Below are 18,522 nucleotides of genomic sequence, written 5' to 3' on the forward strand. Positions count from 1 at the left end.
CTGCTTACATTTCTTCCTGTTCATCCATTTTTTTAATCAATGCGTCCCGTAAACTTTCAAGGAATTTTGTACGGTTTATTTTTCGGGATTTAAGTTCCATAAATGTGTGATAAAAGTCACCCAAATCAACATTAAAAGCATGTTCAAACGTTTTGGTTATTACTTTGATGCTTGCATTACCAAATACACCTTGTGAATATAGTGCGTAAATTAATTCGGTTAATGCTGTTTTATTTCCTGTCCAAATTAAAGGTGAACAGTTGTTTTTTTCATTATTCTTATTATTCTCATTATTGTTTAATTGGTCTTCGACATAGATTTGTATCAGGTCATTAGCAATAATTTTTGCTATTTTATAATCGTGGGAAGTGGAGAATCTATGGTCCGTTTCAAAATAAATGGTATCCAAACTTAATTTTATATCGTGTTTTCCACGAACAAACAGCTTTTCGTCAATAAATGAATTTTTTGTTCGATAGTATTTATAAAATTCAAGATTGTTGTCAAAATATCTTTTTAGTTTTTTTAATTCTTGTTTAAGGTACTTCCTAATAGCCTTTTTATCATTGGGCTTCTTTGTTTCTATTTTATAAATGGCATTATAATAAATTAATTTTGAAACAATAGTGGGCTTCAGTTTTTTAAAAAAGTGGATCTCCTCCTCAATATTCTTAAATCCATTTTTTAACACATATACTTTTACTTCGGAAAGATATTGTATAATAATGGGTATAACGGTTTCAATCCTTTGTATTGGGCAATCGGTTTCAATCTCCAATTTCTTAATCTCCACTTCCAAATTATATAGAATTTCATTGTAAAATTTGTCCATTCAGTTAATTTTAAATTCTAATCAATTAAACTAGATGTTTGCTTTAATATCAACATCAGCTTTCTTACTAACTCATAATTATTTAACGTTAAAATTTTGCTGGATTACCTTTGCATATCATACAAATTTAATTTCCTTTACCAAGCTTATAAAAATACTTCAGAAATGGTAAAGCCTAGATTTCCCAAAAGCTTTTTCGCAATTGTAATAGTTTTCTCATTAGAAATTTTACAAAGAGCTTTTCCTGTAGTTTGTTTGATCGAGTTATCAAACGTGTCGGATGAATATGTGAAATTTTAGCTAAATCTTATATTTCAAAATAAGTGTCTGTTTTACCATAAGCAATATCTTCTATATTCATGTCAAGTTCATTTAAAAAATATTTTAGTTACCTCGTCTGTTCTTTTATTCATATCTGGTTATATTGCCATTTAATTATTTTTATTCTAGAAGTGAGACAATCCAATCATTATAAAAAAATTTAAGTTTTAGAAAGTTAATTTTTTTATTTTAAAATAATTATAAAAGTTCTTCGCAGTAAAAACCTATTGCTGTTATCTTTTCGATAATTAAATGAGTACTATTTTTCTTAGTATCAATTCTTAGAATATTATCGCAGTCTTCTAAATCAAAATTCCAGTTAGTTTTATGGAAAATGCTGTTCAACATAGGTTCAACAATATCTATCTTATGAATAGTGTCTATATTTGTTTTAAACACTAAAATCATTTAGATTATTTTAATTTGTTTTCTAAAGTTCTCTATAAATTCTGAAACCAAAATGACTCCTTTGTCACCTTCTCCATGTACTCGAATCGAAACTTTTTTTTCTTGGCTTTCTTTTTCGCCCGCGATAAGCATAAAGGGAATTTTCTGGGTTTCGGCATCTCTTATTTTTCGACCAATTTTTTCCTCCCGTTCATCGACTTCAATTTGTAAGTCGAATTCCTCGTTAATTTGAGTAGCAATTTTTTTACAGTACGATATGTATTTTGATGCAATAGGCAACAAAATTATTTTGGTTGGTGCGAGCCAAACGGGGAAATTTCCACCAGTATGTTCAATTAAAAGAGCAATAAAGCGTTCCGTAGAGCCAAACAATGCACTATCAATCATTACGGGTCTGTGCTGCACATTGTCTATTCCCGTATAAGTCAAATCAAAATTTTCGGGCATCATATAATCCACCTGTATTGTGCCAATTTGCCATTTTCTTCCTACAGCATCTCGTATCATAAAATCTAATTTTGGACCATAAAATGCTGCTTCGCCTGCCTTGGTGGTGGTTTTCATTCCTCGCTCTTGGGTAGCTTCAATAATAGCATTCTCCCCTAGACTCCACATTTCGTCTATGCCTAAATATTTTTCTTTATCAGTACTGTCTCGTAAAGAAATTTGGGTTTGAAAATCAGTAAATCCCAATTTTCCATAAACTAAATTCACCAAATCAGTAACCTTCAAAAACTCTTCTTTGAGTTGATCTGGTCTACAGTAAATATGTGCATCATCTTGGGTAAAACCACGAACCCGAGTCAATCCGTGCAATTCACCACTTTTTTCATAGCGATATACCGTACCAAACTCTGCATATTTTATAGGCATTTCCTTGTAGCTTCTTTGTTTGGTAGTATATATTTTGCAATGATGTGGGCAATTCATTGGTTTCAGAAAAAACTCCTCGTTCTCAGCTGGTGTTTTTATAGGCTGAAATGCTTGACTGTTATATTAAAAATGCTTAATCCTCTATTTTTCAACATTCAAATTATAGAATAAGTCACGACAACTTATTACTTAAAGTATCATTTTTATTATATAAATATTGATTTTTAAGACTTTAAAACTATTGCTTAGTTTTTTTGTTATTGTTAAGGAAAATATAATTAAGCGGAAAATTTTCTAAAACTACTCTAACATTTAAAAGCATAAATAAAACCAACAACAGTATAATCAAATAATGGCTACAAATTCTTTTAGCTATTTTTAGGTCTAATAAATGTAAAATTTACTTGATTTTTAATAGTATATATTACTTCTACTATAATTGTAAAAGCACGCAGATTTTGCAAATTTGTGCAGATTAACTCTAACAAATCTGCCTAAATCTGTGTGGCTTATTTTTGTTTAGTACGAATATAAATACTCTTATTATTTTATAATGACTCCATTTATTTTCAAACCGTTCCAATCGCCTTCAAAACCTTGTCCTTTAATATAACTTACAGGATTAGGTTGTCCTTTTAAATTTGGATGATAAATCATATCATAGGAAAAAGTCATTTTCTTCTCTGTTTTTTCAGTGATGGTTACTTTGTTATCATTCTCGCTCTTATCATTTAGCGTAAAAAAAGTATCGTTTATCTTTCCGTTGAAACGCGCTTTCAAATATTTCGATTTTGGATCAGATGGATACGATTCCCAAAGTTGATTGTCTTTATCAATCCTCAAATAGGTAGTTGATACCGCATCACCGCCAATTAAAGAATAAAATTTGTAATAGGTTTCTCCATTTATTTTAACGGTATCCTGAATTTCAGTATAATTTTGGGCATTATTTTTCCAATAATTTCCAATTTGCATTGGTAAAAAGGATTCGGATACTTCAGAATGTGTATTTTTATTACTTTGTTTCATACAAGAAGTAAAAAGTAATGCTAAAATTGCTAATTGAAAAAGTGTTTTTTTGCTCATTTTGTTGGATTTTTTTGTTACTGATTTGTGTGACCTTTTATTTTATGTTTTTTTTTTTAATCTGTTTAAACGCTATTTTTTAAAACTAGGTAAAATATATTTTGCTAAAATCTCAAAAGCCTGCTTACTCTTAAAAGACCCATAATTTCCCTGAGTGAAAACAACTGTTAAGTTTAAACTTTCGATAATAATAATGAACTGTCCTCCATTTCCAGAAGCGAAAAGTATATCATCCTTAAAATCGTTTGTTTCTATTTGCTCTCGATACCAATAAAACCCATAATATGTTGGTTGGGGAAATGCAATTGTACTTCTACTCGATTTCATAAATGAAAAATCAGTAATTACAATATCACATAGGGTAGACTGCGCTATCCATTTTTTTGAAATTATACTTTTTTTATTCCAGATTCCACGATTCTTTACCAGTTGACCAATTTTGAGCATGTCACTAGGTAAAATATAAAATGATCCTGCTGTCATTGCATTTCCTTTGGAATCTAAAGTCCATCTGTACTTTGAAATACCGAGAGGTTTAAATAAATAGTTATCAGCAAAATCAGTAACAGACATCATTGTTGCTTTTCTTATAATGCCACTTAAAATCATCGGATCTATGGAGGTGTAAGACCATATTTCTCCAGGCTTATTATTCATAGGAATATTTAATGCATATTTTACCCAATCTTCACTCGCACTCATTTCCTCTTCGCAGTCTTTGGTATCGTTAAATTCTTCGCAATCAAAACCGGATTTCATTTCCAATAGATTCCTAATGGTTAACATTTTTTTAAAATTATCTTTTTTCAAAAAAGGATATTCTGGAAAGAACTCATATACTTTTTGGTCTATATTTTTGATAAAACCTTTATCAACTGCAATCCCAACCAATAAACTGGTGATCGATTTAAAGGAAGAGCGAGAGTCGTGTAAAGAATCGCGATTGTAGCCGCCAAAATAATGTTCATAAACCAATTTGTCATTAGAACTGATTAAAACACTATGAATATTTTGATAATGATTCGCCAAAATCGAATCGGTCATTTGATTCAATAATTCTTTACCATCATCAATTTTGATTGATTTGCTGATTTGCAATTGCTTCTCTTGTTTTTGTCCAAACGAAAATGTAATTGTAAATAAAAAAATGATTGCTAAAAATGCTTTTTTCATATTTAACTTAAGTTATTTAGTTGGTTTGTTGGTTGTTTTTTCTTTCAACTTATTCAGTTGATCGGCTGTGATAATTCTGTTCGTGTAAGAATTTATCGTAAGCCTTATATTTTTTTCCTTATTTGTGATGTAAATATTCTTTCCTTCTTTTTGAAATTGTTCTTCATTAGTTTCTAGAATAATTGCATCAATCATTTCAATAATTTTCTCTTTTGAAAGTTGTAATGAAAGTTTCTTATTAATCCTTGCGAAAACAAGTTCGGTGTAACAAATTTTATCTAAAATTTCTATTTTATAATTGTTCATGCTTTCATTTCTTTTGTTATTATTATTATTAGAATAAGGTAATCTCCTTTTAAGACAAATGGGACGAGAGAAACATTACAAAAGAAAGTTCCATTAGTTTTCTTTGTTGAATCAGAATTAAAAATTTCTACTTTTTAATGGATTATTTTCAAGTCTGTCAATATATTATTTGTTATTTCCCTTCTGCACCTTCCAAAATCATCTCTTTTCAATTTTCTATCTTGAAGTAGTCTTGTAGCAAATAAAAAAACACCATTTTTATTCTCCAAATAGCCAACCCACCAACCTGTATTTATTTCATTTTCCCGTGTCCAACCTGTTTTCCCTCTGATTACCACATCATCTTTCTGATCGATGATCATCACTTTTTTTACGACGTCCATATTATGTTTGGAAAAAGGTAATTTTCCTTCGTAAAGTTTTCTCAAAAACTGCACCTGATTGATTGGCGAAATTCCAAAATACCCAAAATTCCAAAAGTCCGCATCTTTTTGATTTAGATTACCGTTTCCGTACTCACACAGCGTTAAATATTTTCTATAATTTTCTTTACCTATTTTTTTTGCCAGCTCAACAAAAACCCAACCAGCTGAAACTTCAAAAGCTTTTTTCACGGACATATCTTGATAGATTTCACGTCTGTAACCATATTTTATTGTATCCGTAATTCCCACCCACTTTACGATTTCATTTTCATCTTTTATAGTTTTTGTCTCTAGTGCAATAAGTAAATTTATTATTTTAAAAGTGGAAGCAGGTAAAGTTTCAGCGCCTGAACTTACGGTATCAGAAACCAGCCAATGTTTTTTCTTTTCGTCATAAATTGCGATGCTACCATCAACTTGGCAATCATCAAAATATTTTTTAAATTCTGGATGTATGGTAACCTTACCAAAGGAACTCTTTATTGTTTTCATTTTTGTAGAACAAGAAAAACACAGTGTAATTATTAAAAGACCTAAAAGTAATTTTATGCTTTTCACTTCGTTTAAACTTTTCTGTGGTGTTTGCCTTTGGTGGTACCACTATCTGTTTTTTTCATATAATAATCCCAAGTCAATTTGGTTATTTCCGCCATAATTTTTTCAAAATCTTCTCTTGGTTCAGTTGTGTTTTTTATATAAATAGAAATGATGAAATGTTTTCCATTAGGAAGTTTTACAATTCCCACATCATTCATCGCAACTCTCAAATTATTTTTATCTGTTGCTGAAAACCCTGTTCGGTGTGCGAGTTCTGTTCCTGCAGGAAGACCTGCTTTCATCCAATTTGTCCCTCGTGTTGTCTCCTCCATCTTTTGATATAAATAGGCAGTTGTTTTCTTCTTAAGTACCTTTCCTTTATAAAATTTCTCAAGTAATTCGGTCGTAGCTAATGGCGTTGTTGCATTTTTATAAAGATCTTCCCAAGTTTTCATTTCCTGCTCGTTTACTTTTATTGTAAAATCATTTATTCCTTGTTTATTTATAAATTTTTGAACGGTTTCCGTTCCTCCAATTAAATTTAGAAGAATATCACATCCATTATTATCACTATCTGAAACTGTATATTTTAAAAATTGGTCTAAGAGGAAATAAAATAGTATGACAATCCTTTGACTCATTTTTTTAAATTATTTTTTAAACTATTATAATTTTTTAAGGCGTTCATTAAACTCAGCACCTTTATCACAACTAACGAAAAAGACATATCCACTCCTATCTTTTTCATTAATAAGATAATAGGATTGAAAATTCCCATTATTTCCTCTATGATTATAATCAAACCCGTTTACTCCTGGCCTGATCCCAATTCCCAAGCCCCAACCAATATCTCCGTCGTAATCTTTATTTTGATCAAGGCGAACCTGAAATTTGAACATTTCATTCACACTCTTTTTAGACAAACCTTTACCATTCATCAAGGCAATTAAAAATTTTGCATAACTACCCGCATCTGTATGTAAGCCACCAGCCGCTCCAAATGTCTTAGAATTTAAATCAGGGAGTGAGCCTGGCCAACGAATTACTGCCTTTTTATTCATATAGCCTGTGACTTTATGATCTACAATAAAATTATTTATACTAAACCAAGAGTGCTGTAAATTCAACGGCAAAGCAACTTCTTTTTGAAAGAGATTGTCTAGTGTCGTAAGATCGGTTTTTGTAAGTTTAGCAATCACTTTTGATAAAAAATAATAACCTTCACCAGAATAAGAATATGCCGAACCTGGATTAAACTTTAAGTACAAATCACCTTCTTTAAAATTTCTTTTAGGGTCTGCGAAATCTGATGTGCGCCAGTTTGGAAGCCCCGAAGTATGATCCAAAACCATTCGTGCTGTAATATTTTTATAACGATTATCATTTTCGATATCTTTATAAATCATGTATTTATACAAGGGCTTATCTAAATCCAGAATTCCACGATCTACAAGTTTCATTACAAAATATGCAAATACTGTTTTCGATAAGGATGCAGCTTCAAAGATTGAATTTTCATCAACTGATTTATTGGTAATAAAATCTTTAACACCGGCGTTTTTCTGATAAACAATTTTTCCATCATTTATGATTGCAATTGAAATCGCGGGTATTTCCTTTGAATCAATCTCGTTTAAAATAAATCTATCAAGAGAAGATACTGACACATCATGTCCATTGAGAGTTACATATTGCGCATCTACGTTTGCCGTAAACATTGATAATAGAAGCACTGACAGAAATAAAACCTTAATCATTATGTACTTCATTATGTCCATAACTTATGACCCTCGCAAGTTTCCAAAGTCCGTCTTTGTGTTCCCAGATCTGTACAAATTTATATGTACCACTAAATTTTTCTTCTTTCTGGCCTTTATTGGTATGATAAAAATTATGTATTCCTATCTCAATAGCACCATATCCTTTTATTGGATGTACTTCCAGAGAACTTTTAACCAATTCTCTTCTGATGTGATTCCCTCTTGCGCACATTTCTTCAATAGATTTCATTTCGTAGTCCGCGCCAATATTTAGACCACCAAGATCATGGTAAAACTCAATATCGTCTTTAATAAATTTTCGATAGGTTGCGGTATCACAATTATTAAAAGCAGTGAAAAGTTTTTGATCAGCTGTTAAGATTTCATTGTAAAGTTCTACAGATTCAGATGCAGGTGTTTTCTGTGCCATATTTGCTAAAGGATGGAGCATTATTAGTATAAAACTGGCGATAATTAATTTGTGATTCATATAGTTTTTGTTTTGGATTTAAAAAATTAAAATTAAAATTAAAGCACTATTATTAAATTGTAAAAAAGCGAACCACTAACTATTTTTTAAGGTTAAAAAGTAATCTGTAATATTGAATTTTTTTGGAGAAATTTTAGCGAATGATTTAAAAGCATGTATAAAATGAGCCTGATCGTAGAACTCATTATCAAGAGCATGATCTGTTATTGATAAAATTTCTTTTTTAGGATAAGCAATATCATCAATTATATTGCGGAGTTTAATTATAAGCGAGAATTGTTTAGGAGATAATCCAATATGCTTCTTAAATACTTTTTGGAGATGCCTAGTTGAGCAACTTAATTCCGTTGCTAATTGAGAAACTGCAAGTATTCCGTTATTACTCATTATTAAGCTCGTGGCTTTATAAATCAAATCCGGAACTGATCCCGTTTTAAATAATGGTGCAAATACAAAAACTATAGTTTTATATATAACTCGATGGCTCTGACCTGGTAACTTTCCTATTAGTTCTGAGTTAAATTTGAAGCTATCAATTAAGATAATTGCATCTCTAAAGTTACTCATATCATCTAAGATAAAATAAGAAGGCACCCAAGGATAAATCTGAATCATAGTTGCTTTTGAATTTGGCAATATATCAACTTCAATCGCTTGAGTCATCTGGCCACAGAAATAGACTCCAGTGCTTAAATGTTTGTCCCAACCAACATGTTTTATTTTAAGACCATTTCCTTCGATAACAGCAATATTAAAACAACCATTTGGGAGTACCGATTTACCTGCAATTATATTGGTATTGAACAAATTATCCAAAACCCAGATTTTTTTTATAAATAAGGAAAATTTATTCTCTGTGTAATATTCTTGATAGCTAAACATTTTTGATTCTTTTAATTAAGGAAATTTATTTCTTTAATATACTAGCGGACATTAAGATATTATGAATATTAATAGTAAATATTTTTACTTTTTGATAATAAATTATTTATAGTACTCATTTAAAATTTTACATAGTTAGCCTAATTAATAATATTTTTAATTCTTATTGGAAGAGGAAAATTTTATCGCTTTTACCACTATAAAAAGTCATGATATAATTTCTATAATTTTAATCATAGAAAACAAGGATTTTTATAAAAAACCCCAGACAACATAAGGAAATAATTTTGTCAATTATTGATTCTTCTGTAGCCATTCTAAACGTCTTTTGTCTGGAAGATGGATTATTTTAAATTCTTCAAAAATAGCTTTAAAACCATTTCCATCGGGACTTGCGGCCATCATTCCTACTTGCACTGTTTTGAATTCTGGAAAATAAACGGTGTTGGTCATGGTGAAGTTTTTTCCATCTAGGGAATAAAAAATTTCTACAGCATCCAATCTTCGTACGGCTTTCATCCAAACATTTTTGGGCTTTTCTTTTAAAGCCATCACGCTCCAAGAACTTTTATCGATGGTATGAACGGTACTAATATTATAAACACCATCCACGTATTCTACACCCGTTTTGATGTAATTATTTTCATCAATTCGCAGCATCAAACATACTTGATCGAATCGTGTTTTGTAAACTCCACTCATTTTTACCACCGTTTCAAACTCGCCACTTCTTTCTGTATACAAAAAAGGACCATCGTGAACAGTAAATTCATAATGACTTTTGGTCCAATAATCCGATTGCGGCGTAACTTCCATTGTCAATTTATTGTCTTTAATTTCCCATTCAGCGGGTTCATTTAGCCAGTGCATCGAACTTAATTTTTGGGCGTTTCCTTCCATAATAATTGTAAAGGTACATACTAAGATTAAAAATATTTTTTTCACGATTCTCTATTTTATTGTATTGTTAAAAATACAAAGAAGCAAATTTGAAAGTCGTATTACAATAGTTATATATAACCATTTTTAATAGAATGATGCTTTAATTAATTATTTACTTTTGCCAAACAATGCTGGATTAATAAATTATTCCGAGTAAAAATTAATTTATGGAAATAAACCCCATTACAAATTTAGAAGATCAATTTTCTTTTGAACCCCTGGATAGTCAAGAAAAACGAAGTGAAGTATTAGAAGAAGTGATTACTATGATGCAAGCTTATGTAAAAATAGAGCAGTCGGTAGCCGTATTATCTGATTTGGCCGAGAATAAAAGTTATATTTTCACGGGTAATTTTGGGAGTTTTTTTGAAATGAATTCTTCAGAATTAATTACCATTGATTCGATTTGGGAAGAAGATATTTATCAGCTTATCCATCCCGAAGATCTTTTTCAGAGGAATCTTTTAGAATTGGAGTTTTTTAATTTCCTGAAAACAATAACTCCCGATCAAAGATTGAATTATACCACAAAATGCAAAATTAGAACTTTAAATACTAAAAATGGAAAAACCGGTCAATTTGACCACCTAATTCCGGAGTAAATTGACCACCCGTTCCGGAGCAAACTGACCACCTAATTCCGGAGCAAATTGACCACCAAGTTTTGTGGTGAATTAAGTATTAAAAACTATTGATTTTTTCATGTTGTTAGAACCATACATTCGTTAAAAATTTACGGATTATGGCAAACAAAATAACAGACATGAGTAAAATTAGAAAAGTAATTAAATTCTATTGTAATGGAAAGAGTAAGTTATTTATAAGTAGCTACTTATCCCTTTCAAGAAATACGGTAAAGAAATATATTTCTTTATTTGAAGTTCTCGAATTAAGCTTTGAATTAATCGACCAAAAAACCGATGCAGAGCTGGAACTTTTATTCTCCCAGACTAGTGTAGAGGCCATTAGCCCGAGATTACAGACACTTTATGATTTTTTTCCTAAAATGGAACGTGAACTAAAAAAAGTTGGCGTTACCGTACAGCATATGTGGGAACAATATATTGCTGTAAATCCTGATGGTTATCGAACTTCACAATTTCATTATCATTACAATATATGGGGCAAACGAGTTAATCCGGTCATGCATATGAACCATAAGGCTGGTGATAAAATGTATGTTGATTATGCCGGAAAGACACTCTCAATTATTGATATAGATACTGGAGAAGTCAAAGAAGTACAATTTTTTGTAGCAATATTGGGCGCTAGCCAATACACGTATGCTGAAGCTTCCATGAGCCAGCAAAAGGAAAACTTTGTTGACTCGGTAGAAAATGCCATGCGCTTTTTTGAAGGCACTCCTGCCGCCATTGTTCCAGATAATTTAAAATCTGCCGTAATAAAAAGCAGTCGTTTTGAACCGACAATCAATGAAACCCTGGCTGATTTAGCAGAACATTACGAAACCACAATTTTACCTGCCAGAGCTTACAGGCCCAGAGACAAGTCACTAGTTGAAGGAGCTGTTAAGATATTATATCGAAGGATTTATGTAACCATAAAAGAAACTAAGTTCTTTTCTCTGGAAGAATTAAACCAGCAGATCTGGGATTTACTTGACTCTCACAATAACAGAAAACTGACAGGACGCCCTTATTCCCGCTTTGAATTATTTTTAGAAGACGAGAAAGAAAAACTGCGTCCACTCCCACAAGATCGTTTTGAAATTAAATACCAGTCTTTTGCAACAGTAATGCAAAACGGTCATGTTCAATTAAGCCAGGACAAAAACTATTACAGCGTTCCGTATCAATATGTAAAGAAGAAAGCCAAGCTGTTATATACCAAATCAACAGTAGAGATTTATTATAAATACAATCGAATAGCTGTACATCCAAGAAACTACAAACCTTATGTCTATACAACAACTCCTGAGCATTTAGCCAGTACACATCAATTTGTAGCCCAATGGAGTGCTGCCCGCTTCATTGAATGGGCTAATAATATTGATGAGTCAGTAGGAGAATATATAATGCAGATAATCGAAAGCAGAAATCATCCAGAACAGGCTTATAAAAGCTGTTTAGGAATACTGAATTTTGAAAAAAAGGTAGGCAGACAGCGATTAATAAATGCCTGCAGGCGGGCACTTGATTTTAAAATTTACAATTTTAAGACCATACAAAACATTTTAGAAAACAACTTGGATCATATTGATTTTGATCAAGAACCTGAGCAGGAACTTCCCGATCACAGTAACATAAGAGGAAAACACTATTATAACTAAATTAAATCTTGAAAAAATGAATGAATCCACAGTAACCAAAATGAAACAAATGAAGCTTTATGGCATGTTTAATGCTTTTAAAACAGCCATTGAAAGCGGGAAAACAGATCATTATACCCTTGACCAGTTTGTATCGATGATTATTGATGCAGAATGGGATGAAAGGTACAATCGTCGTATTGAACGAAGTATCACTAATGCCAAATTCCATTACAAATCAAATATTGAAAGTATCAATTTTGATGTATCACGTAACCTGGACCGAAACATGGTACTGCGTCTGGCAGAATGCGAATTTATAGAGAAAAACGAAAACATTTTAATCACTGGAAGCACCGGTGTCGGTAAAAGTTATTTAGGTACTGCATTAGGTTATCAAGCCTGTATACAGGGTTTTAAGGTAAGTTATTTTAATACCTCAAAATTGTTCGCTAGACTAAAAATGGCTAAAGCAGATGGTACTTATCTACGGGAACTTACCAAAATACAAAGACAGGATGTTATAATACTTGATGATTTTGGACTCCAGGCACTTGACAGCCATAACCGAATTACTCTTTTAGAGATCATAGAGGACAGGCATAATAACGGCTCTATAATCGTGACATCACAAATACCAGTTCAAGGCTGGTATGATATAATTGGAGAAAAAACGATAGCCGATGCAATATTAGACAGACTTATACACCAATCTCATAGGCTTGAATTACATGGAGAATCCATGAGAAAGAAAAGAGGAATAAACAAAGAGTGATATTTTATTATATTTGAATACTAATTAACAGATGAAAAAATATAGTTTTTAATCAAAACGGAGGTGCTCACTTTGCACCGGAATTAGGTGGTCATTTTGAACTGGAATCAGGTGCTCACTTTAAAACGGAATGGGGTGATCAATATAACCGGAATTTGCACTTTACAATGCTACTAAGCTTTGGGTATTTGTCAAAAAGATAGTTTGCAACTAAAAGCAATTCATCGTGAGATATAATGCCATCCCTTAACCTGACATATTCCTTATATTGTATACCATCTTCCAAATCATCATAATAATTATTAGGAATAGGGTTTGTGTCGTCAATAGAAACTCTGCTAACCTCTTCATCATTAGCCAATGAGATAATAGCTGGAAAAACCGGTCAATTTGACCACCTAATTCCGGAGTAAATTGACCACCCGTTCCGGAGCAAACTGACCACCTAATTCCGGAGCAAATTGACCACCAAGTTTTGTGGTGAATTAAGTATTAAAAACTATTGATTTTTTCATGTTGTTAGAACCATACATTCGTTAAAAATTTACGGATTATGGCAAACAAAATAACAGACATGAGTAAAATTAGAAAAGTAATTAAATTCTATTGTAATGGAAAGAGTAAGTTATTTATAAGTAGCTACTTATCCCTTTCAAGAAATACGGTAAAGAAATATATTTCTTTATTTGAAGTTCTCGAATTAAGCTTTGAATTAATCGACCAAAAAACCGATGCAGAGCTGGAACTTTTATTCTCCCAGACTAGTGTAGAGGCCATTAGCCCGAGATTACAGACACTTTATGATTTTTTTCCTAAAATGGAACGTGAACTAAAAAAAGTTGGCGTTACCGTACAGCATATGTGGGAACAATATATTGCTGTAAATCCTGATGGTTATCGAACTTCACAATTTCATTATCATTACAATATATGGGGCAAACGAGTTAATCCGGTCATGCATATGAACCATAAGGCTGGTGATAAAATGTATGTTGATTATGCCGGAAAGACACTCTCAATTATTGATATAGATACTGGAGAAGTCAAAGAAGTACAATTTTTTGTAGCAATATTGGGCGCTAGCCAATACACGTATGCTGAAGCTTCCATGAGCCAGCAAAAGGAAAACTTTGTTGACTCGGTAGAAAATGCCATGCGCTTTTTTGAAGGCACTCCTGCCGCCATTGTTCCAGATAATTTAAAATCTGCCGTAATAAAAAGCAGTCGTTTTGAACCGACAATCAATGAAACCCTGGCTGATTTAGCAGAACATTACGAAACCACAATTTTACCTGCCAGAGCTTACAGGCCCAGAGACAAGTCACTAGTTGAAGGAGCTGTTAAGATATTATATCGAAGGATTTATGTAACCATAAAAGAAACTAAGTTCTTTTCTCTGGAAGAATTAAACCAGCAGATCTGGGATTTACTTGACTCTCACAATAACAGAAAACTGACAGGACGCCCTTATTCCCGCTTTGAATTATTTTTAGAAGACGAGAAAGAAAAACTGCGTCCACTCCCACAAGATCGTTTTGAAATTAAATACCAGTCTTTTGCAACAGTAATGCAAAACGGTCATGTTCAATTAAGCCAGGACAAAAACTATTACAGCGTTCCGTATCAATATGTAAAGAAGAAAGCCAAGCTGTTATATACCAAATCAACAGTAGAGATTTATTATAAATACAATCGAATAGCTGTACATCCAAGAAACTACAAACCTTATGTCTATACAACAACTCCTGAGCATTTAGCCAGTACACATCAATTTGTAGCCCAATGGAGTGCTGCCCGCTTCATTGAATGGGCTAATAATATTGATGAGTCAGTAGGAGAATATATAATGCAGATAATCGAAAGCAGAAATCATCCAGAACAGGCTTATAAAAGCTGTTTAGGAATACTGAATTTTGAAAAAAAGGTAGGCAGACAGCGATTAATAAATGCCTGCAGGCGGGCACTTGATTTTAAAATTTACAATTTTAAGACCATACAAAACATTTTAGAAAACAACTTGGATCATATTGATTTTGATCAAGAACCTGAGCAGGAACTTCCCGATCACAGTAACATAAGAGGAAAACACTATTATAACTAAATTAAATCTTGAAAAAATGAATGAATCCACAGTAACCAAAATGAAACAAATGAAGCTTTATGGCATGTTTAATGCTTTTAAAACAGCCATTGAAAGCGGGAAAACAGATCATTATACCCTTGACCAGTTTGTATCGATGATTATTGATGCAGAATGGGATGAAAGGTACAATCGTCGTATTGAACGAAGTATCACTAATGCCAAATTCCATTACAAATCAAATATTGAAAGTATCAATTTTGATGTATCACGTAACCTGGACCGAAACATGGTACTGCGTCTGGCAGAATGCGAATTTATAGAGAAAAACGAAAACATTTTAATCACTGGAAGCACCGGTGTCGGTAAAAGTTATTTAGGTACTGCATTAGGTTATCAAGCCTGTATACAGGGTTTTAAGGTAAGTTATTTTAATACCTCAAAATTGTTCGCTAGACTAAAAATGGCTAAAGCAGATGGTACTTATCTACGGGAACTTACCAAAATACAAAGACAGGATGTTATAATACTTGATGATTTTGGACTCCAGGCACTTGACAGCCATAACCGAATTACTCTTTTAGAGATCATAGAGGACAGGCATAATAACGGCTCTATAATCGTGACATCACAAATACCAGTTCAAGGCTGGTATGATATAATTGGAGAAAAAACGATAGCCGATGCAATATTAGACAGACTTATACACCAATCTCATAGGCTTGAATTACATGGAGAATCCATGAGAAAGAAAAGAGGAATAAACAAAGAGTGATATTTTATTATATTTGAATACTAATTAACAGATGAAAAAATATAGTTTTTAATCAAAACGGAGGTGCTCACTTTGCACCGGAATTAGGTGGTCATTTTGAACTGGAATCAGGTGCTCACTTTAAAACGGAATGGGGTGATCAATATAACCGGAATTTGCAAATAGCTTCTTTAAGTTCTTTTTGAAAATGCTTTATATTATCCCAAAGAAAATCGTGGATTGTAGATACATTTAAATTTTTATGATTTACTCTTTCTTCAATTTCCTTAACAGCCGCATTCGTATAGGTCATACAAGCAACTTTGGCAGTTGGATTTTCTAAAATTGCCTGACGAATTACACTTACTAAAGAATAGGTTTTGCCACTTCCAGCTCCGCCACTAAGAAGAAAATTTCTGCCTTCATCAATTGATTGAAATATTTCTTGTACTTCAAGTTCTAAATCTAATCTTCCTTCAGCCATAACAAACCATTTTTAATATATGCAGGAATATACCAATTGGTAAATTCTTCATCGCTATTATATAAAATATCCAAAGCGAAATGAGTTTTCTTTTTGATGCATTTATCAGCTAACACAAAAGCATTATTTGTAGCAATATCAAATAACTTCCTATTTTGTAATCCGTGAAATTCATCTTTTTTACCGTTTACAAAAGTTCGGTTGATGTGAATAAAAGCATCTTCGAAACTTCTTGCGTGATAAGCACTTTCTTCCTGTTGATAGCAAATACAAACCTTAGAGCTACCAAGATTGATTGTTCTGCTTGCTGCCGATAATGTTTTCAGTGCATCCCAAGTAACAGCTTTTAAAAAATGGTTAATCGCTGAATTGCTGGTTTTTGTTCCTTCATCGACAGGGCAAGCTCCCCAAATATCTTGTCCATTATCATCTTGCTTTACGACTTTAAGAGCATCAATATCTGTTAATATTAAAGATTTTATCCCAAGAAATTCAATGAATTTTTCGAAAATTTGGGAATATGCCCCAACCTCAATAATAGATATGTTTTGTGATAATAACGGAAGAAAATTATCTTCTTTATTTTCTGCTTTTAAGCGTGCTAGTTCTTCTAAATCAACCTTACGCATAAAGGTAGGTATCAATATTCTTTCAGTGTCTCCTTCAATTAACACTGCTTTATCGGCAAAGAAAATTTCAGCCCTGCTTATGGTTAAATATTGTTTTAGAAATTGGTACTGACTTGGGTCTGCGTCATACTGCTTTCTCAAATCATTTAGATTTTTTGCAGTTACGTTATTCTTTGTTGTTGCTTTCAAATATTTAATATCATCGAAATCGCTATCTGCGACGATGTGTGATGAATGCGTTGTAATTATGTACTGTAATGGTCTGTTTATACCATCATCTCTTTTGACACCTTCCCGAAGCAGCTTTTTTATATTCTTTATAAATACGTACTGCATTTGGGGATGGGTATGAGCTTCCGGTTCTTCTATAATAAGTAAGTTAATATCCGATGGTTTCTTGTCTTTATCTTTTTTGAAATCCTGCACCAAAATTTCAATTTCAAAGATCATACTTATTAAGTTCATATAGCCTAAACCGTTGTAGTGCTCCGGTAACTTATGGTCATCGTGAGTGTACACTACTGTAGTGTTGCCTTCAAGCAATTCTCGGTGTTGTAATGTTGAAATAATTGCTATATCAGTATCATTCAACTTAACGCCACCAAAATTCTGGACTTTTTTTATTACATCCTTAAATAAGTCTTTGTAGATGTCGCTCAATGTACTATCTGTTTCAGCAAGTTGGTCTTTGAAATCCTCAGTAGCCTGGGTTTTATCACTACTATCTTCTTTCTTTTTATAAAGGCTAGAAGTTTGTTTTGAGAGTGTGTTTTCCTTTTCCTTATTTGTCACATCTCTTCTTGCACTTATGTACTTGAAGCTAATGATATCTTTTAAATTAATGTTTTCGCTAACAAGGTCAATTGGTTTAGTTTCGGTAATCTTGTTTATAGCTGTATCATATTCAAAAGAAAATTTACGAATTTTAAAATATGCTTCTAAGTTTTGCTTTAGAAAATCTTTTAGTTCCCTTGGCTTGTATTCTTTCTTCTTAACATTTTTTGCATTTTCACTGCTTGCGAAGACTGCAAAGTCAGCTTTTATTCTTAAAAAATCATCATAGCTTACAGTATATTCAAAACCTAAAACAATATTGTTATTGTCAGGGTCTAAATCCATCAACACCCTGCTGATGTTAGACAAATCATCAGTATCGTTGTATTCAATATAAATTTTCAGTTTAATGCCTTTTGATGGAAATTCATCTGGAACATTAGCTGATTTTATTAAATTTTCTAATTCATTTTTAAAATCAATATTCAAGTCATCATAAGAAAATTTGCTTTTTTCATTTATAAATTTATCAAGAACTGAAAGAATAGAAGTCTTACCTGTATTATTTTTTCCAATAACAAGAGAAAGTTCTTTTTCAAGATCCATTGAGAAAGTTTTCAGTAATCGGAAATTTTCAACTTCTATTTTTTTTATCTTCTTAATAGCTTGTAATAGTATTTGATTAGTTTTTATTCTTCTGGAATAGGTAATATATTTAATCT

18 protein-coding genes and 1 pseudogene are annotated in these 18,522 nt (G+C 32.0%); 5 read left to right on the plus strand and 14 right to left on the minus strand.

Features of this window, described 5'->3' with window-relative positions; genetic code table 11:
- Nucleotides 1-4: 4 nt before the first annotated feature.
- From FK004_RS00740 to FK004_RS00795, 12 genes and pseudogenes are all read right to left on the minus strand, one after another.
- Nucleotides 5-832 carry an RteC domain-containing protein gene (locus FK004_RS00740; protein ID WP_108735522.1) on the minus strand — a complete coding sequence of 276 codons (828 nt, stop codon included), beginning with the start codon at nt 830-832 and terminating at the stop codon, nt 5-7.
- Nucleotides 833-1,351: 519 nt separating this feature from the next.
- Complete coding sequence (locus FK004_RS00745) at nt 1,352-1,561, minus strand: hypothetical protein (RefSeq protein ID WP_108735523.1); 210 nt, start codon at nt 1,559-1,561, stop codon at nt 1,352-1,354.
- Nucleotides 1,562-2,557 (minus strand): annotated as a pseudogene (gene thrS, locus FK004_RS00750) (threonine--tRNA ligase); the annotation flags it as partial. It abuts the gene before it with no gap.
- Nucleotides 2,558-2,977: 420 nt separating this feature from the next.
- On the minus strand, nt 2,978-3,520 hold the full coding sequence (locus FK004_RS00755) for a hypothetical protein (RefSeq protein WP_108735525.1): 543 nt from the start codon (nt 3,518-3,520) through the stop codon (nt 2,978-2,980).
- A 72-nt stretch (nt 3,521-3,592) separates the two neighbouring features.
- Nucleotides 3,593-4,693, minus strand: coding sequence for a serine hydrolase domain-containing protein (locus tag FK004_RS00760; RefSeq protein WP_108735526.1), 1,101 nt, complete (start codon nt 4,691-4,693; stop codon nt 3,593-3,595).
- 12 nt (nt 4,694-4,705) lie between these two features.
- Nucleotides 4,706-4,999, minus strand: a complete 294-nt coding sequence (locus FK004_RS00765; RefSeq protein ID WP_108735527.1) for a DUF3781 domain-containing protein — start codon at nt 4,997-4,999, stop codon at nt 4,706-4,708.
- A gap of 134 nt (nt 5,000-5,133) precedes the next feature.
- Nucleotides 5,134-5,982: a penicillin-binding transpeptidase domain-containing protein gene (locus tag FK004_RS00770; RefSeq protein ID WP_420358882.1), complete on the minus strand. Its 849-nt coding sequence runs from the start codon at nt 5,980-5,982 to the stop codon at nt 5,134-5,136.
- 5 nt (nt 5,983-5,987) lie between these two features.
- On the minus strand, nt 5,988-6,602 hold the full coding sequence (locus tag FK004_RS00775; RefSeq protein WP_108735529.1) for a serine hydrolase: 615 nt from the start codon (nt 6,600-6,602) through the stop codon (nt 5,988-5,990).
- A gap of 24 nt (nt 6,603-6,626) precedes the next feature.
- A complete protein-coding gene (locus FK004_RS00780) occupies nt 6,627-7,718 on the minus strand; it encodes a serine hydrolase domain-containing protein (protein ID WP_157955993.1) in 1,092 nt (363 codons plus the stop codon).
- Nucleotides 7,711-8,211, minus strand: coding sequence for a nuclear transport factor 2 family protein (locus FK004_RS00785; protein WP_108735531.1), 501 nt, complete (start codon nt 8,209-8,211; stop codon nt 7,711-7,713). Before FK004_RS00785 ends, FK004_RS00780 begins: the two co-directional genes overlap by 8 nt.
- A gap of 75 nt (nt 8,212-8,286) precedes the next feature.
- Nucleotides 8,287-9,093 carry a helix-turn-helix domain-containing protein gene (locus tag FK004_RS00790; RefSeq protein ID WP_108735532.1) on the minus strand — a complete coding sequence of 269 codons (807 nt, stop codon included), beginning with the start codon at nt 9,091-9,093 and terminating at the stop codon, nt 8,287-8,289.
- A gap of 294 nt (nt 9,094-9,387) precedes the next feature.
- Nucleotides 9,388-10,038, minus strand: coding sequence for a DUF1349 domain-containing protein (locus tag FK004_RS00795; protein ID WP_227871648.1), 651 nt, complete (start codon nt 10,036-10,038; stop codon nt 9,388-9,390).
- Nucleotides 10,039-10,202: 164 nt separating this feature from the next.
- Here FK004_RS00795 and FK004_RS00800 point away from each other — a divergent pair, with 164 nt between their 5' ends.
- The 5 genes from FK004_RS00800 (at nt 10,203) to istB (FK004_RS00820) (ending at nt 15,934) form a co-directional block, all read left to right on the plus strand.
- Nucleotides 10,203-10,637, plus strand: coding sequence for a hypothetical protein (locus FK004_RS00800; RefSeq protein WP_108735533.1), 435 nt, complete (start codon nt 10,203-10,205; stop codon nt 10,635-10,637).
- Between the two features lie 140 nt (nt 10,638-10,777).
- On the plus strand, nt 10,778-12,325 hold the full coding sequence (istA, locus tag FK004_RS00805) for an IS21 family transposase (protein WP_108735486.1): 1,548 nt from the start codon (nt 10,778-10,780) through the stop codon (nt 12,323-12,325).
- 16 nt (nt 12,326-12,341) lie between these two features.
- Nucleotides 12,342-13,079, plus strand: a complete 738-nt coding sequence (gene istB, locus FK004_RS00810; protein ID WP_056251131.1) for an IS21-like element helper ATPase IstB — start codon at nt 12,342-12,344, stop codon at nt 13,077-13,079.
- 553 nt (nt 13,080-13,632) lie between these two features.
- Nucleotides 13,633-15,180: an IS21 family transposase gene (gene istA, locus FK004_RS00815; RefSeq protein ID WP_108735486.1), complete on the plus strand. Its 1,548-nt coding sequence runs from the start codon at nt 13,633-13,635 to the stop codon at nt 15,178-15,180.
- 16 nt (nt 15,181-15,196) lie between these two features.
- A complete protein-coding gene (gene istB / locus FK004_RS00820) occupies nt 15,197-15,934 on the plus strand; it encodes an IS21-like element helper ATPase IstB (protein ID WP_056251131.1) in 738 nt (245 codons plus the stop codon).
- Nucleotides 15,935-16,073: 139 nt separating this feature from the next.
- Here istB (FK004_RS00820) and FK004_RS00825 read toward each other — a convergent pair whose 3' ends face one another.
- Nucleotides 16,074-16,397 carry an AAA family ATPase gene (locus tag FK004_RS00825; RefSeq protein ID WP_108735534.1) on the minus strand — a complete coding sequence of 108 codons (324 nt, stop codon included), beginning with the start codon at nt 16,395-16,397 and terminating at the stop codon, nt 16,074-16,076.
- Nucleotides 16,379-18,520: an AAA family ATPase gene (locus tag FK004_RS00830; protein WP_317046981.1), complete on the minus strand. Its 2,142-nt coding sequence runs from the start codon at nt 18,518-18,520 to the stop codon at nt 16,379-16,381. The genes FK004_RS00825 and FK004_RS00830 overlap by 19 nt, the downstream gene beginning before the upstream one ends.
- Nucleotides 18,521-18,522: the final 2 nt, after the last annotated feature.

Source organism: Flavobacterium kingsejongi (assembly GCF_003076475.1).
GTDB lineage: Bacteria > Bacteroidota > Bacteroidia > Flavobacteriales > Flavobacteriaceae > Flavobacterium > Flavobacterium kingsejongi.

What these genes read in the sequence shown, in the direction of transcription:
- FK004_RS00740 (WP_108735522.1), bottom strand. Translation starts at nt 832, where the DNA reads ATGGACAAATTTTACAATGAAATTCTATATAATTTGGAAGTGGAGATT.
- FK004_RS00745 (WP_108735523.1), bottom strand. Translation starts at nt 1,561, where the DNA reads ATGATTTTAGTGTTTAAAACAAATATAGACACTATTCATAAGATAGAT.
- FK004_RS00755 (WP_108735525.1), bottom strand. Translation starts at nt 3,520, where the DNA reads ATGAGCAAAAAAACACTTTTTCAATTAGCAATTTTAGCATTACTTTTT.
- FK004_RS00760 (WP_108735526.1), bottom strand. Translation starts at nt 4,693, where the DNA reads ATGAAAAAAGCATTTTTAGCAATCATTTTTTTATTTACAATTACATTT.
- FK004_RS00765 (WP_108735527.1), bottom strand. Translation starts at nt 4,999, where the DNA reads ATGAACAATTATAAAATAGAAATTTTAGATAAAATTTGTTACACCGAA.
- FK004_RS00775 (WP_108735529.1), bottom strand. Translation starts at nt 6,602, where the DNA reads ATGAGTCAAAGGATTGTCATACTATTTTATTTCCTCTTAGACCAATTT.
- FK004_RS00780 (WP_157955993.1), bottom strand. Translation starts at nt 7,718, where the DNA reads ATGATTAAGGTTTTATTTCTGTCAGTGCTTCTATTATCAATGTTTACG.
- FK004_RS00785 (WP_108735531.1), bottom strand. Translation starts at nt 8,211, where the DNA reads ATGAATCACAAATTAATTATCGCCAGTTTTATACTAATAATGCTCCAT.
- FK004_RS00790 (WP_108735532.1), bottom strand. Translation starts at nt 9,093, where the DNA reads ATGTTTAGCTATCAAGAATATTACACAGAGAATAAATTTTCCTTATTT.
- FK004_RS00800 (WP_108735533.1), top strand. Translation starts at nt 10,203, where the DNA reads ATGGAAATAAACCCCATTACAAATTTAGAAGATCAATTTTCTTTTGAA.
- istA (WP_108735486.1), top strand. Translation starts at nt 10,778, where the DNA reads ATGGCAAACAAAATAACAGACATGAGTAAAATTAGAAAAGTAATTAAA.
- istB (WP_056251131.1), top strand. Translation starts at nt 12,342, where the DNA reads ATGAATGAATCCACAGTAACCAAAATGAAACAAATGAAGCTTTATGGC.
- istA (WP_108735486.1), top strand. Translation starts at nt 13,633, where the DNA reads ATGGCAAACAAAATAACAGACATGAGTAAAATTAGAAAAGTAATTAAA.
- istB (WP_056251131.1), top strand. Translation starts at nt 15,197, where the DNA reads ATGAATGAATCCACAGTAACCAAAATGAAACAAATGAAGCTTTATGGC.
- FK004_RS00825 (WP_108735534.1), bottom strand. Translation starts at nt 16,397, where the DNA reads ATGGCTGAAGGAAGATTAGATTTAGAACTTGAAGTACAAGAAATATTT.